Raw genomic sequence first — 12,452 nt, forward strand, 5'->3', positions numbered from 1 at the left:
TGCATTCCTGCGTTTCAGCCCGCGCACCTTGCAGCGCCGCGCCCAGCCACGGATTTTCGCAGGCGCGAGCCGGCTATGCCCATTGCGCGATCGGGTCTATGATGGTTCCGAACGCCTGAGCGGTTTCGGTGCATGTCCATCCAGGGGGAAGCCCGCGCGGCCTTGTTGTGCAGGCCTGGGTCGGAACCTGTCCGCAATCCACACGCCACGGCCAGCCGCCGCCCAAAGCGGCATCCGCGGCAGATGCATAGTCCGATCCGGGAGCCCGCATGTCCTCTGCCCTGCTGCCTGCCAGCGCCGTGCATCCTCCGCACGAGCCAGCCCTGCTGTCCCAGTACCGCCACGTGCGCGCGGCTACCGAAGCCATGGTCGCCGACCTGACCGACGCCGACGCCACGGTACAGTCCATGGACGACGCCAGCCCCGCCAAATGGCACCTGGCGCATACCACCTGGTTCTTCGAGGAATTCGTGCTGACGGCGCGTATCCCGGACTACGAGCCGGTCGATCCGCAGTATCGCTACCTGTTCAACTCCTATTACGAATCCGTCGGCGCCCGCCACCCGAGGCCACGCCGCGGCCTGCTGTCGCGGCCGTCGCTCGACGAGATCCTGGCTTACCGCGAGGCGGTCGACGAAACCATGCTCGGGCTGCTGACCAGCGCGCAAACCGATGCCGAGGCGGCGCTGATCGAGCTTGGCCTGAACCACGAGCAACAGCACCAGGAACTGCTGCTGACCGACATCCTGCATCTGTTCGCGCAAAACCCACTGAAGCCGGCCTTCGCGCCGGAGCTGCTGGCGCCCGTGATCGCCGATCCGCGCCCGGCGGCGGAATGGATCCGCTTTGCCGGTGGCGTGGTCGCCATCGGCCATGACCGCGACGGCTTTGCCTTCGATTGCGAAGGCCCGCGGCACAACGTGCTCCTGCAGCCTTACCAGTTGTGCTCGCACCCGGTCAGCAACCACCAGTGGTTTGAATTTATCGAGGATGGCGCCTACCGGACTGCCGGACTGTGGCTGTCGGATGGATGGCGCTGGGTGTGCGAACACGGCATCGAGGCACCGCTGTACTGGGAGGAGCGCGAAGGCACCTGGTGGCAAATGAGCCTGCGCGGCATGCAGCCGGTGGATCCGGATAGCCCGGTCACGCATATCAGCTTCTACGAGGCCGATGCCTTTGCCCGCTGGGCCGAGCGCCGCCTGCCGACCGAGGCGGAATGGGAGCACGCCGTGCGCAACCTGCCGGCTACCGGGAATTTTGTCGAGGGACGCGTGCTGCGGCCGCTGCCCGATCGCCAGAATACCTCCGGCGTGCTGCGGCAGATGTTCGGCGACGTGTGGGAATGGACTGCCAGCCCCTTCCAGCCCTACCCGGGCTTCCGGCCTAGCGCCGGCGCGGTGGGGGAATACAACGGCAAATTCATGTGCAGCCAGATGGTGCTGCGCGGCGGTTCCTGCGTCACGCCGGAGTCGCATATCCGCGCCAGCTACCGCAACTTTTTCTACCCGCACCAGCGCTGGCAGTTCACCGGCGTGCGCCTGGCCGACGACGCCTGAACACCTGAACGCTCGATCGCCTGAGCAGTAACCAGGCAAAAACGCGCCGGGTTTTGGCCCGGCGCGTTTTCACTAAGTCAGTTCCAGCCCTTTTGCGGAGGCTGCGCGCTTAATGGCGTCTGCGGATACAGCTTCTGCCAGCGCGACTTCAGCCCCTGCGCGATCTCCTTCTGGTGATAGCGCTCGGCAAAATCGATCACGGTCATGCCCTGCTGGTTCTTCAGGCGCATGTCGGCACCTTCGTCCAGCAGCAACTTGACCGTCTCGATATGCCCGCCGCGCGCCGCCATCATCAGCGGCGTGCTGCCATTGGGGCTCTCCGCGTCGATATAGGCGGCGTGGTCGACCAGGAACTTGACGATCTCGTTGTTGCCGTTGGTCGCGGCGTAATGCAGCGGCGTCCACCCGGTCTTGTTGATCTCGACCTCCATCTGGTCGACCATCAGCTTGACCAGGTCCAGTTCGTTCTGCAGGCTGGCCATCATCAGCGGTGTCTCACCGGCCGCATTGGTCTTGTCGAAATCGATGTCCTTGGCGCGGATCAGCGCCTCCGCCACCTTCAGCGACTTCTCGCGCAATGCCACCACCAGCATGGGATTGCCCTTGGCATCCACCAGGTTGGGGTCGACTCCGCGCGCCAGCATCTTCTGGGCGGCCTTGACGTCATCGAACTCCACCGCATGGCGCATATCGTCCACAGGCGCGGCCCAGGCCACGGCGCCCACCAGCATGGCCGCAACGGCGGCGAGGCGTCGGACAGTAATCATGTTAAGCATGAGATTTCCTATCTATATGCTTGAAAAGACGGAAGAAATTATCCGACGTATGTTCCGCGAGCGCCTCAACCGGCATGCCACGCAGGTTGGCGATGAACTCACCCACATGGCGCACCCATGCGGGCTGGTTGGTCTTGCCGCGGTACGGCACGGGTGCCAGGTATGGCGAATCGGTCTCGATCAGCATGCGGTCCAGCGGGATCTTGCGCGCCGTTTCCTGCAACTCCACCGCATTCTTGAAGGTGACGATGCCGGAGAACGAGATGTGGAAGCCCTCGTCCAGCGATTGCCGGGCGACCTCCCAGTTCTCGGTGAAGCAATGCATCACCCCGCCGGCTTCGCCCGCGCTTTCCTCGCGCATCACGCGCAAGGTGTCTTCGGCGGACGAACGGGTATGGATGATCAGGGGCTTGCCGGTTTGCCGCGCGGCGCGGATATGGGTGCGGAAACGCTCCCGCTGCCATTCCATGTCCGCGATGCTGCGGCCTTCCAGCCGGTAGTAATCGAGCCCGGTCTCGCCGGTACCGACCACCCGCGGATGCGCCGACAGCGTCAGCAGGCGCTCCAGCGTGGGCTCCTCGCCCTCCTCATAGTCGGGATGCACCCCGACGGTGGCGTACAGGTGCGGATGCTGCTCGGCGAGCGCCAGCACGCGCGGAAAATCTTCCAGCGTGACCGAAATGCACAGGGCATGCGATACCTGGTTGGCGCGCATGTTCTCCAGCAATTCGGGCAGGCGCGCGGCCAGGTCGGGGAAATCTAGATGACAGTGGGAATCGACAAACATTGGGGCGGTTTCCGGATAGAGACGCCGCCGCGGGCGGCGCCACCCGCCATTGTATCCGGTCGTGCCAGCGAGCCAGCGTGCCCGGTGCCTGGCGGCGCTTGGCTGGCGAGCTCCTACTCGGCCGGCTTGGTCAGATGCCGGCCGAGGATGATCAGGTCGCGCTCGACCCCATCGAGCACAGCCACGCGCGGCAGGTTGCCCCAGCGCTCGAAGCCCAGCGAGGCGAACAGGGCCAGGCTGGGCGCGTTATGGCCAAAGATGAAGCCCAGCAGCGTATTGACCCCGATCAGCGGCGCATGCGCGATAGCCTGCTGCAGCAGGTAGCGCCCCAGGCCCTGCCCGCGGCGGGTGGCATCCAGGTAGATCGAGACTTCGGCGGTGGCGCCGTAGGCCGGGCGTCCATAAAAGTCGGAAAAACTGAGCCACCCGGCCATGCGCCCTTCACCGTCCTCGGCCACCCACAGCGGACGCCGCTCCGGCTGATGCTCATCGAACCAGGCCTGGCGCGATTCCACCGCCACGGGCTCGGTGTCCGCAGTGACCATGCGTGAAGCGACGGTGCTGTTGTAGATGGCGACGATGCTGGCCAGGTCGCGCTGCAGCGCGGGCCGCACGGTAAAGGCGGAATCACTCATTGTTGAATTTCTTCTCGGACGGGCCAGAAAATTTGGCAAAAATCAACCATATCAAATACTTAAACCACAAATCTGAAGTCAGTTATAACGTCTGACTGGGCCGACCGGACTCAATGGTCTTGCCCAGGATCTCTTCCACCGCGCGGCGCAGGTTGCGGCCGTTGTCGTCATCCGGCAGGTGAATCCCGATGCCAGGCGTCTTGTTGGGCGTGCCGACCGGGGTAATCCATGCCACGTGGCCGGCAATCTGGTACTTCTGCGGCCGGTCCACCAGCGAAAGCACCAGGAAGACCTGCTCGCCCAGCCGGAAGGGCCGGTTGCTCGGGACAAAGATGCCGCCGCGGTGCAGGAACGGCATGTAGGCCGCATAGAGGCCCGCCTGGTCCTTGATCGACAGCGAAAGCACGTTGGGCCGGGAAGCGGCACCCGGGACCGTCGGCGCCCCGATACCGCCGGCGGCGGCCAAGCCTGCGGCTCCGGGAACGCTGGCGCCCCGTGCCCCTGTCACCTCTGTATTCATGACTGACCCCTTGTTACTGACTGTTGGCCTTCAGGCCATATTGGATTTGTTCAACGTCTTGGGCTTACTGAAACAACTGCCGGTATTCCAGAAACACGGCCTCCATCACCAGCCGAGCCGCCAGCGGATGGTTCTCGCTGCGGCGATGGCCCACCAGCCGCGTGGAGAACGCCTGCAACCGGTGCGCATCGGTTGCCTGTGCGCAACGCGCCAGGGCTGCCTGCTCGCGCGGAAAATAACGCGGCCCTGGCGTTGCGGCCAAGCGGGCCGACAGCAGATCGTACGTCCAGCGCTGCAGGATGCCAAGCACCGACGGCACCGGCAGCTTCTGCACCTGCTCGGCCGCCGCCAGCGCATCGAAGCCAGCGCCTGCGCCAAGCTGGCTCACCAGCCAGCGCTGCATCGGCTGCTCCTCAGCCTCGGCGGCATGCAGCGCGGTCAGCGGGGAGCCACCGGCCAGCGCCAGCTGCGCCTCGGCGTCTCCCACGCCCTGGCTGCTCAGCCAGCTCATGGCCGCATCGGCCGTGGGCCGTTGCACGGAAAACTGGCGGCAGCGCGACAGGATGGTGGGCAGCACACGATCCAGCCGGTCGGTCACCAGCAGGAACACGGTGGACGGCGGCGGCTCCTCCAGCGTCTTGAGCAAGGCGTTGGCGCCCTCATGCTGCAAGGCGTCGAGCGGATACACCACCACCAGGCGCAAGCCGGCGCGGTGCGTGCCGATGCCGACCGTTTCGATCAGGGCTCGCACCTGCTCCATGCGGATGACCTTGCTGGGCACCTTCTTCTTGCCGCTTTCATCCGTCTGCGCGTCGTCCGTCGCCTCCATGGCCTCCGGGCGCACCACGCTGAAGTCCGGGTGGTTGCCCTGGCTGAACCAGTGGCAGGCCGAGCATGTGCCGCAAGGCTGCCCGTCGGGGCGCGGCGTCTCGCACAGCAGTCCCTGGGCAAAATGCAGCGCCAGGTCGCGCTTGCCGATGCCTTGCTGGCCGTGAATGAGCAAGGCATGCGGGAGCCGCTCGCGCAGCGCGTTCAGCCGTTGCCAGTCTTCTTTCTGCCAGGGATAAAGCATGCGGATCAGTGAGTTAGGGTTGAAACTTCGTGTAACTACGCACGTGGGGCGAGCAATAGGCGATGGCAGGCTCGGCCAACCCCATCACTATCAATATTCCCGAATCACGCTGCCAATTCAAAGCGTTGCGAGGATTTTCTCAAGCTCTACCTGAATCTCGGGAATGCTCCGGGTCGCGTCGATGACCCGGAAACGCTGCGCGGATTCCGCCGCGCGGCGCAGGTATTCCTGCCGCGTGCGCTCGAAGAAGGCACGCGACTCGGCCTCGAACTTGTCGGGCTCGCGTGCGCCGGCCAGGCGCGCGCTGGCGGTTTCCAGCGGCACATCGAACAACAGCGTCAGATCGGGCTGCAGGCCATCCTGCACCCAGGCCTCCAGCACTTCGAGCCGTGCGCGCGGCAGGCCCCGGCCACCGCCCTGGTAGGCAAAGGTGGCATCGGTGAAGCGGTCGGAAACCACCCAGTCACCGCGCGTCAGCGCGGGTTCGATGACTTCGGCAATATGTTCGCGGCGGGCGGCGAACATCAGCAAGGCCTCGGTTTCGAGATGCATCTTGCGGTGCAGCAGCAACTGCCGCAGATCCTCGCCAAGCGGAGTGCCGCCGGGCTCACGGGTGGTAACGACCGATGCATTACCTGCCAGGCGGGCGCGCAGGCGGTCCGCCACCCACTCCACGTGGGTGCTCTTGCCGGCACCGTCGATGCCTTCGAATGTGATGAATTTTCCGCGCATGGGGAGACTTATTTGCCGCGCTGGTATTTATCTACCGCGCGGTTGTGTTCGGGAAGCGAGTTGGAGAAATGGCTGCTGCCGTCGCCGCGCGCCACGAAATACAGTGCGTCGGACGGGGCCGGCGCGGTGGCGGCGGCCAGCGAGGCCAGCCCGGGCAACGCGATCGGGGTGGGCGGCAGGCCGTTGCGCGTGTAGGTATTGTAAGGGGTGTCGGACTGCAGGTCGCGCTTGCGGATATTGCCCTCGAACGCCTCGCCCATGCCGTAGATCACCGTGGGATCGGTCTGCAGCATCATGCCCTTCTTGAGCCGGTTGACGAACACGGCCGCAATCAGCGCTCGCTCGGCCTGCTGGCCGGTTTCCTTCTCCACGATCGAGGCCATGATCAGCGCATCATAGGGCGACTTGTACGGCAGGTCAGGCGCCCTGGCGTTCCAGGCGTCGGTCAGGCGCCGCTGCATGGCGCGATAGGCATGCTTGTACAGTTCGAGATCGCTGCTGCCGCGGGCAAACAGGTAGGTGTCGGGGAAAAACAGGCCCTCTGGCGCCGGCTCCGGCGCGCCGATGGCCTTCATCAGCTCCGCGTCCGACAAGCCGCGGCTATCGTGCTTGAGCGCCGGATGCGCATCCACGGCGGCGCGCATCTTGCGGAATTCCCAGCCTTCGATGACGGTCAGCACATAGTGGTTGACCTCGCCCCGGGCGATCTTGCCGATCACCGACAGCGGCGTGGCGCTGCTGTCGAACTCGTAGCCCCCGGCCTTGAGGTCGGCGCCATGGCCGGTCAGCCGCACCAGCAGCGCGAACAGGCGGGGGTCCATCTGCACCCCGCCACGCTGGATCTGGCGGCCAACGCTGGCCACGCTGGAATTGGGCTTGATCACCACCTCAATGGGCGAGGCTGTCAGCGCGAGCGGGCGATTGGCCCACCAGGCAAAGGCGCCGGCGGCGGCAATCGTGAAAATCACGGCGACCAGCAGCAGCCGCAGGAAAAGACGTTTCATGTAAAAGAGAAAGTAGCGGCGCACAATGCACCGCGGCAAAGCCGGGCTCACCCAGTGTCGACCATGGGCATCCCGGCTGAAATGGCGACAGCCTCATATAATACCGGGAGCCTTGCACCTTTAGCCGCTTGTAGCTCCTTGCACCTTCCATCCGGCGCTCCCGTGCGCCCCTTGCTTGCGATACCTGCCATGAATGCCCCTGCCCCAGACCGTGCCACCCAGTTCGAAGCCGTGCGCCAAAGCGGAGTCGTCTGCCGACCCGCGCACCTGGGCCTGATCCGGGTTGCCGGCGAAGACGCCGGCAGTTTCCTGCATACCCAGCTGACCAATGCCGTGGATGACCTGGACGCCGGCACCGCCCGCCTGGCCGGCTACTGCTCGCCCAAGGGACGGCTGCTGGCCAGCTTCCTGATGTGGCGTGACGAGGAAGGCATCGTCCTCCAGTTGTCCGCCGACCTGCAGCCCGCTATCCAAAAGCGCCTGTCGATGTTCGTGCTGCGCGCCAAGGCCAAGCTGTCCGATCTCACGCCGGCCCGCGCCGTGCTGGGCGTCGCAGGTGCCAATGGCGCCACCGCCCTGCAGGCGGCCGGTCTGCCCGCCCCGGCCGAGCCCTGGGCCAGCGCCGCGGCCGCCAGCGCCACCGTGATCCGGTTGGCCGACGGCGCCGGCCTGCCACGCTGGCAGGTCGTGCTGCCGGCCGAGCAGGCCGACGAAGTCCAGGCTGCGCTGTCGGCGCAGCTGGTGCCGGTGGATGCCGTGGTGTGGGACTGGCTGGAGGTGCAGGCCGGCGTGCCGCGCATCGCCGCAGCCACGCAGGAGCAATTCGTGCCTCAGATGATCAACCTGGAACTGGTCGGCGGCGTGAGCTTTCGCAAAGGCTGCTATCCGGGCCAAGAAATCGTTGCGCGCAGCCAGTACCGCGGCACGCTCAAACGACGCATGTGGCTGATCCACGGCGAAGGCGAGGTGCCGGGCGCGGCCACGGAGATCTTCCGCCCCGAGGATCCTGAGCAGCCCTGCGGCATGGTGGTCAATGCGGCCGCCGCGCCACAAGGCGGCTGGGATGGCCTGGCCGAACTGAAGATCGATGCGGTGGGTGGCGCCCTGCACCTGGGCAGCGCTGCCGGCAGCCCGGTGCGCGTGGGCGAGCTGCCCTATGCGGTCCCCTTCGGCGACGCCGCCTGAACCCCTGGCAACACTGGGAATAGCCATGAGCGACCACCTGTACGTCTATTTCAGGGTACCGGAAGCCCGTGCCGATGAGGCCATCGCGCACTGGCACCGCTGGATGGAGACCGTTGCCGAAGCGAGCGGAATTGGTGGTACGCTCTTACGCAGGCCCGAGGCGCGCGACGGCATGCAGACCTGGATGGAAGCCTACGCCGATGTGCCGCCAGCCTTCGACCAGCTGCTCGACGGGCTGTGGCGGCAAAGCGGGCTGCAGCAGTGGATCAGCGGCGAGCGGCAGGTGGAGCGCTTTGTCGATATCGACCAGCTCTGAGCGTTGCCGTGGAACGGCCCCGCCGCGCTGGTCCCTGAATGACGAAGCCGATGATTGAATCGCAGTCAATGCAGTGAATGTGGCAACCGCAGTGAATGCAGCAAAGGAAGCGCTATGTGCTTGATTCTGGTGGCCTGGCAATCGCACCCGGACTATGCCCTGGTGGTGGCCGGCAACCGCGACGAGTTCTATGCCCGCCCGGCGGCGCCCGTGCATTGGTGGGAAGACGCCCCCCAGGTGCTGGCCGGACGCGACATGGCGGAAGTGATCGGCGAGCCAGGCACCTGGATGGGCCTGGCCGGCGACGGCCGCTTTGCCGCCCTGACCAACTACCGCGCCCCGTCCGAAAAACGCACCGATGCGCGCTCGCGCGGTGAGCTGGTTGCCGGATTCCTACGTGGCGACAGCGATCCGCAATCCTATCTGTCCGGGCTGGTGCCCCGCACCGGCGCCTACAACGGCTTCAATTTGCTGGCGTGCAACCTGCGCGAGCTATGGTGGTACAGCAACCGCGGCGCCTCGCCCTATCCGCAGCGCCTCAAGCCCGGCATCTATGGCCTGTCCAACGCCTTGCTGGATACGCCGTGGCCCAAGGTGCGCAGCCGCGTCGGCGCGCTCGCCGAAACACTCGCCGCCGACACCGGCCTGGCCGGCGCCAGCATCGAACCCTATCTCGACCTGCTGGCCAACGATCGCCAGGCCTTGGATTTCGAGCTTCCGCGCACGGGGGTGACCCCGGAGTGGGAAAAACTGCTGTCCTCCGCCTTCATCCGCTCGCCCAGCTATGGCACCCGCGCCAGCACCGTGCTGCGCGTGCGCCATGACGGCCGCTTCGAGCTTAGCGAACGCAGCTTCGACGCCAACGGCCGCACCGGCGAGGTGTCCTACCGCGGGCACCTGCGCGTTGCCCGCGACGCCGGCTCGGTGCAAGCGCCGCGCTAAGGCTAAGGCGGGCGCGCTCAGTACTGCTGGGCCGCCAAGCCGGTTGGGCGCAATGCCACGTTCAGCGCCCGGATCGCGGCGGGGTCATTGCGCACTGCCAGCAGCCATGCATCCTCGAAATGCCCGATCTCCAGCAATTGCATGCCGTGCGGCGCCAGTTCGCGGTTGACGTGCGCCAGGTAGAGCGCGGCGGGCTCCATATCGAAATCAAAGTCGTCGCCACCTAGCGGAATGCCGTCTTCGTCGTAGAGGTCGTCGACATCGATGGCCGAGACCCCCGCCGCGCGCAGCGTGGCGAGGCGCGCCACGGCCTGCACGCCCAACGTGCTGAAATCCTGCCAGTCCACCTTGACCAGGCAATGCTCCGCCAGCCAGGGCTGCAACCATACCGAGAGCAGGCCTTCGCCGGCGGGCGGCTCGCCCGGCGGCGCACGGTCGAGGTCTAGGGCGGGCGTGGCATCGGCCAGGGCCTGGAGCAGGCGGGAACGGATTTCAGACATAGACAAGATCAACGCGAAAGCGACGGCAAAAACAAAGACCGCGATGGTACAGCGTAGGCGGCTGGCTGCAAGCCCCGCAAGTGATCGCTCCATTCAGGCCACAGCCGCCAGCCTGGCCGGCAATGCAGCCCGAACCGCCTCGCTCACGATGCCTGCCAGCCGGGTGGCGGGTGCCTCCAGCTCGGCATCCTTGCGGTAAAGCGCCAGTGCCAGCGAGGGCAACGCAGGCAGCCCGCCCTCGCCCGGCTCCCAGGCCCGCACGGACGGCGGCAAGCCCATGCCGGTGCGGATGGTCAGCCCCAGCCCAGCCCCCGCCCCTGCCCACAACCCGCCCAGGCTCGCGCTGCTGAAAGCCACCCGCCAGGCAATGCCGGCGCGGTCCAGGGCGGCCGTGCCCGCCGAGCGGAAACGGCATGGCGGCTCGAATGCCACCAAGGGCAGCGGTCCGTCGCCCTGCCACGGCGCACGCGCGGCGGCGGGCCCGATCCAGCGCATCGGCAACATCGCCACCTGCTCCACATGCGGCATGCGCACGCCATCGTCCCACGCCAGCGCCAGGTCCAGGCGGCCGGCGGCCACGCTGTCCAGCAGCTCGGTGTTGCGCGCCACGCGTGCCTCGATCTTCACCTTGGGGTGCGCGCGGGCGAACCGGCCGAGCACCTCGGGCAGCAGCACCTCGCCAAAGTCCTGCTGCAGGCCGAACCGCACCCAGCCCTCCAGTGCCACGCCGTGCACGGCGGCCGCGGCCTCGTCGTTGAGTTCCAGCAGCCTGCGGGCATAGGCCAGCATGGTCTCGCCCGCCTCCGTCAGCGCCAGTCCCCGCCCGGCCTTGCGAAAGATCGCCGTGCCCGACTGCTCCTCCAGCTTCTTGAGCTGGGCGCTAACCGCCGAGGTAGAGCGGCCCAGCCGGTCGGCGGCCCGGGCATAGCTGCCGAGCTCCATGCCCACGACGAAGCTGCGCAGTACATCAAGGTCGAAGTTCACCGCTGCCATGTCAAACCATCCTGTTATTTGGGATGTTTAATCAATAATTATCTGATATTCAGGATCATTCTGCGGCGGCAGAATCAGGGCGTCAAGGCTTGCCTATGCCGTTTTCCCAAGGATGATCCCGTGTCCCGCGCTCCCGCCCCGCTCCCGTTTGCCGCTGTGCCTGCCCCTGCCGGCGCAGCCCTCGCCCCACGCCATGGCCCGGGCCATCGCTGGAAAGTGCTGGCCCTCGGCTTCGCGGCCAATGCCAGTTTTGCCGCAGCGTTCTCGGGCATTCCCACCACCGCGGTGCTGATGCGCGCCGGCTACCGGATCAGCGATGGCGAGCTGGGTTTTTGCCTGGGCATGATGGGACTTGGCATTGCGGCGAGCGAAGTGCCGTGGGGCTTGCTGACCGACCGCTGGGGCGACCGCCGCGTGCTGCTGACCGGCTTGATGGCCACCGCGCTGTGGCTGGCACTGATGGCGGTGTTCGTGGCGCCGCTGCCCGGCCATATCCCGGGCAATGCCATGCTGGCGCTAGGCCTGTTGGGTCTGGGCCTGCTGGGTGGCAGCGTCAACGGCTCCAGCGGCCGCGCCGTGATGGCATGGTTCCGCGAAGGCGAACGGGGCCTTGCCATGAGCATCCGCCAGACCGCGGTGCCCGCCGGCGGCGGGATTGGCGCGCTGATGCTGCCGCTGCTGGCGCAGTCCTTTGGCTTTGCCTCCGTCTACGGCGCGCTGGCGGTGTTCTGCGGCGTCACCGCGGCCTTTGCCTGGCACTGGATGCACGAGCCGCCGGCCGAGCCGGCGCGCGCTACGTTGCCCGCAGGCAGCGTGGCCGGCAAGGCAGGGCCCGGCCCGCTGAGAAGCGCGCAGGTCTGGCGGCTGGTGAGCGGCATGGGCCTGATGTGCGTGCCACAAGTGGCTGTGCTGACGTTCGCAACGATCTTCCTGCACGATTTCAGCCACATCGGCATTGCCGCGGCGGGCATGGCCGTGGCGGCGGTTCAGGCAGGCGCTGCCGTCATGCGGGTGTGGAGCGGCCGCTGGACCGACCGCCATGGCAACCGCCGCGCCTATATGCGCGCCTGCAGCTTGCTGACCTTGCTTGTGTTCGCCACGCTGGCGGGACTGACCTGGCTGTGTGCCGCCACACCGGGCTGGCACGCCTTGCTGACGCCGGTGCTGATGGCATGCCTGGTGCTGGGCGGCATCTGCACTTCGGCCTGGCATGGTGTGGCCTTCACCGAGCTGGCGACGATCGCGGGCGCCAGCCGCGCAGGCACCGCGCTCGGGCTGGGCAATACCTTTGCATTTTCGGGCTTTTTCCTGGTGCCGCTGGCGATCCCGGCGATAGCCGCCGGCTATGGCTGGGCGGCCGTGTGGCTGGCGGCCAGCGCGAGCGCCCTATTGGCGCGGCCCTTGTTTGCTCGGCAGGCCCGCGCCTGACGA

At 66.7% G+C, this 12,452-nt stretch carries 14 protein-coding genes; 5 read left to right on the plus strand and 9 right to left on the minus strand.

Features of this window, described 5'->3' with window-relative positions; all coding sequences use genetic code 11:
- The first annotated feature begins 269 nt into the window (after nucleotides 1–269).
- Nucleotides 270–1,559 carry an ergothioneine biosynthesis protein EgtB gene (gene egtB / locus AC1RQK_RS28585; RefSeq protein WP_492374847.1) on the plus strand — a complete coding sequence of 430 codons (1,290 nt, stop codon included), beginning with the start codon at nucleotides 270–272 and terminating at the stop codon, nucleotides 1,557–1,559.
- A 77-nt stretch (nucleotides 1,560–1,636) separates the two neighbouring features.
- Here egtB and AC1RQK_RS28590 read toward each other — a convergent pair whose 3' ends face one another.
- The 7 genes from AC1RQK_RS28590 to mltG form a co-directional block, all read right to left on the minus strand.
- Nucleotides 1,637–2,326: an ankyrin repeat domain-containing protein gene (locus AC1RQK_RS28590; RefSeq protein WP_492812668.1), complete on the minus strand. Its 690-nt coding sequence runs from the start codon at nucleotides 2,324–2,326 to the stop codon at nucleotides 1,637–1,639.
- 1 nt (nucleotide 2,327) lies between these two features.
- Nucleotides 2,328–3,122 carry a TatD family hydrolase gene (locus AC1RQK_RS28595; protein WP_183036399.1) on the minus strand — a complete coding sequence of 265 codons (795 nt, stop codon included), beginning with the start codon at nucleotides 3,120–3,122 and terminating at the stop codon, nucleotides 2,328–2,330.
- A 113-nt stretch (nucleotides 3,123–3,235) separates the two neighbouring features.
- Nucleotides 3,236–3,757, minus strand: coding sequence for a GNAT family N-acetyltransferase (locus tag AC1RQK_RS28600; protein WP_492812588.1), 522 nt, complete (start codon nucleotides 3,755–3,757; stop codon nucleotides 3,236–3,238).
- A gap of 82 nt (nucleotides 3,758–3,839) precedes the next feature.
- Nucleotides 3,840–4,277, minus strand: coding sequence for a PilZ domain-containing protein (locus AC1RQK_RS28605; protein ID WP_236701899.1), 438 nt, complete (start codon nucleotides 4,275–4,277; stop codon nucleotides 3,840–3,842).
- Between the two features lie 64 nt (nucleotides 4,278–4,341).
- Nucleotides 4,342–5,349 carry a DNA polymerase III subunit delta' gene (locus AC1RQK_RS28610; RefSeq protein ID WP_492812590.1) on the minus strand — a complete coding sequence of 336 codons (1,008 nt, stop codon included), beginning with the start codon at nucleotides 5,347–5,349 and terminating at the stop codon, nucleotides 4,342–4,344.
- A gap of 117 nt (nucleotides 5,350–5,466) precedes the next feature.
- Complete coding sequence (tmk, locus tag AC1RQK_RS28615; RefSeq protein WP_492812592.1) at nucleotides 5,467–6,081, minus strand: dTMP kinase; 615 nt, start codon at nucleotides 6,079–6,081, stop codon at nucleotides 5,467–5,469.
- A gap of 8 nt (nucleotides 6,082–6,089) precedes the next feature.
- Nucleotides 6,090–7,085 (minus strand): endolytic transglycosylase MltG, encoded by a 996-nt coding sequence (gene mltG, locus AC1RQK_RS28620; RefSeq protein ID WP_492812594.1) that lies wholly within the window; start codon nucleotides 7,083–7,085, stop codon nucleotides 6,090–6,092.
- A gap of 189 nt (nucleotides 7,086–7,274) precedes the next feature.
- On the opposite strand from mltG, the gene ygfZ reads away from it, so the two are divergent.
- The 3 genes from ygfZ to AC1RQK_RS28635 all read left to right on the plus strand — a co-directional run bounded on the left by ygfZ (nucleotide 7,275) and on the right by AC1RQK_RS28635 (nucleotide 9,528).
- Nucleotides 7,275–8,270: a CAF17-like 4Fe-4S cluster assembly/insertion protein YgfZ gene (ygfZ, locus tag AC1RQK_RS28625; protein ID WP_492812596.1), complete on the plus strand. Its 996-nt coding sequence runs from the start codon at nucleotides 7,275–7,277 to the stop codon at nucleotides 8,268–8,270.
- A 25-nt stretch (nucleotides 8,271–8,295) separates the two neighbouring features.
- Complete coding sequence (locus tag AC1RQK_RS28630; protein ID WP_150990383.1) at nucleotides 8,296–8,586, plus strand: DUF4936 family protein; 291 nt, start codon at nucleotides 8,296–8,298, stop codon at nucleotides 8,584–8,586.
- A 114-nt stretch (nucleotides 8,587–8,700) separates the two neighbouring features.
- Nucleotides 8,701–9,528, plus strand: coding sequence for an NRDE family protein (locus tag AC1RQK_RS28635; protein ID WP_477133963.1), 828 nt, complete (start codon nucleotides 8,701–8,703; stop codon nucleotides 9,526–9,528).
- Nucleotides 9,529–9,545: 17 nt separating this feature from the next.
- Here AC1RQK_RS28635 and AC1RQK_RS28640 read toward each other — a convergent pair whose 3' ends face one another.
- Complete coding sequence (locus AC1RQK_RS28640) at nucleotides 9,546–10,028, minus strand: hypothetical protein (protein WP_492374855.1); 483 nt, start codon at nucleotides 10,026–10,028, stop codon at nucleotides 9,546–9,548.
- A gap of 93 nt (nucleotides 10,029–10,121) precedes the next feature.
- Nucleotides 10,122–11,021 carry a LysR substrate-binding domain-containing protein gene (locus tag AC1RQK_RS28645; RefSeq protein ID WP_492812599.1) on the minus strand — a complete coding sequence of 300 codons (900 nt, stop codon included), beginning with the start codon at nucleotides 11,019–11,021 and terminating at the stop codon, nucleotides 10,122–10,124.
- A 156-nt stretch (nucleotides 11,022–11,177) separates the two neighbouring features.
- On the opposite strand from AC1RQK_RS28645, the gene AC1RQK_RS28650 reads away from it, so the two are divergent.
- Entirely contained in the window at nucleotides 11,178–12,449 is a 1,272-nt protein-coding gene (locus AC1RQK_RS28650; RefSeq protein WP_492812670.1) for an MFS transporter, read from the plus strand.
- The last annotated feature ends 3 nt before the right edge of the window (nucleotides 12,450–12,452 follow it).

It is taken from the genome of Cupriavidus sp. GW822-FHT02D05 (assembly GCF_058802485.1).

What these genes read in the sequence shown, in the direction of transcription:
- tmk (WP_492812592.1), bottom strand. Translation starts at nt 6,081, where the DNA reads ATGCGCGGAAAATTCATCACATTCGAAGGCATCGACGGTGCCGGCAAG.
- mltG (WP_492812594.1), bottom strand. Translation starts at nt 7,085, where the DNA reads ATGAAACGTCTTTTCCTGCGGCTGCTGCTGGTCGCCGTGATTTTCACG.
- AC1RQK_RS28600 (WP_492812588.1), bottom strand. Translation starts at nt 3,757, where the DNA reads ATGAGTGATTCCGCCTTTACCGTGCGGCCCGCGCTGCAGCGCGACCTG.
- AC1RQK_RS28590 (WP_492812668.1), bottom strand. Translation starts at nt 2,326, where the DNA reads ATGATTACTGTCCGACGCCTCGCCGCCGTTGCGGCCATGCTGGTGGGC.
- AC1RQK_RS28605 (WP_236701899.1), bottom strand. Translation starts at nt 4,277, where the DNA reads ATGAATACAGAGGTGACAGGGGCACGGGGCGCCAGCGTTCCCGGAGCC.
- AC1RQK_RS28645 (WP_492812599.1), bottom strand. Translation starts at nt 11,021, where the DNA reads ATGGCAGCGGTGAACTTCGACCTTGATGTACTGCGCAGCTTCGTCGTG.
- AC1RQK_RS28595 (WP_183036399.1), bottom strand. Translation starts at nt 3,122, where the DNA reads ATGTTTGTCGATTCCCACTGTCATCTAGATTTCCCCGACCTGGCCGCG.
- AC1RQK_RS28640 (WP_492374855.1), bottom strand. Translation starts at nt 10,028, where the DNA reads ATGTCTGAAATCCGTTCCCGCCTGCTCCAGGCCCTGGCCGATGCCACG.
- AC1RQK_RS28635 (WP_477133963.1), top strand. Translation starts at nt 8,701, where the DNA reads ATGTGCTTGATTCTGGTGGCCTGGCAATCGCACCCGGACTATGCCCTG.
- ygfZ (WP_492812596.1), top strand. Translation starts at nt 7,275, where the DNA reads ATGAATGCCCCTGCCCCAGACCGTGCCACCCAGTTCGAAGCCGTGCGC.
- egtB (WP_492374847.1), top strand. Translation starts at nt 270, where the DNA reads ATGTCCTCTGCCCTGCTGCCTGCCAGCGCCGTGCATCCTCCGCACGAG.
- AC1RQK_RS28610 (WP_492812590.1), bottom strand. Translation starts at nt 5,349, where the DNA reads ATGCTTTATCCCTGGCAGAAAGAAGACTGGCAACGGCTGAACGCGCTG.
- AC1RQK_RS28630 (WP_150990383.1), top strand. Translation starts at nt 8,296, where the DNA reads ATGAGCGACCACCTGTACGTCTATTTCAGGGTACCGGAAGCCCGTGCC.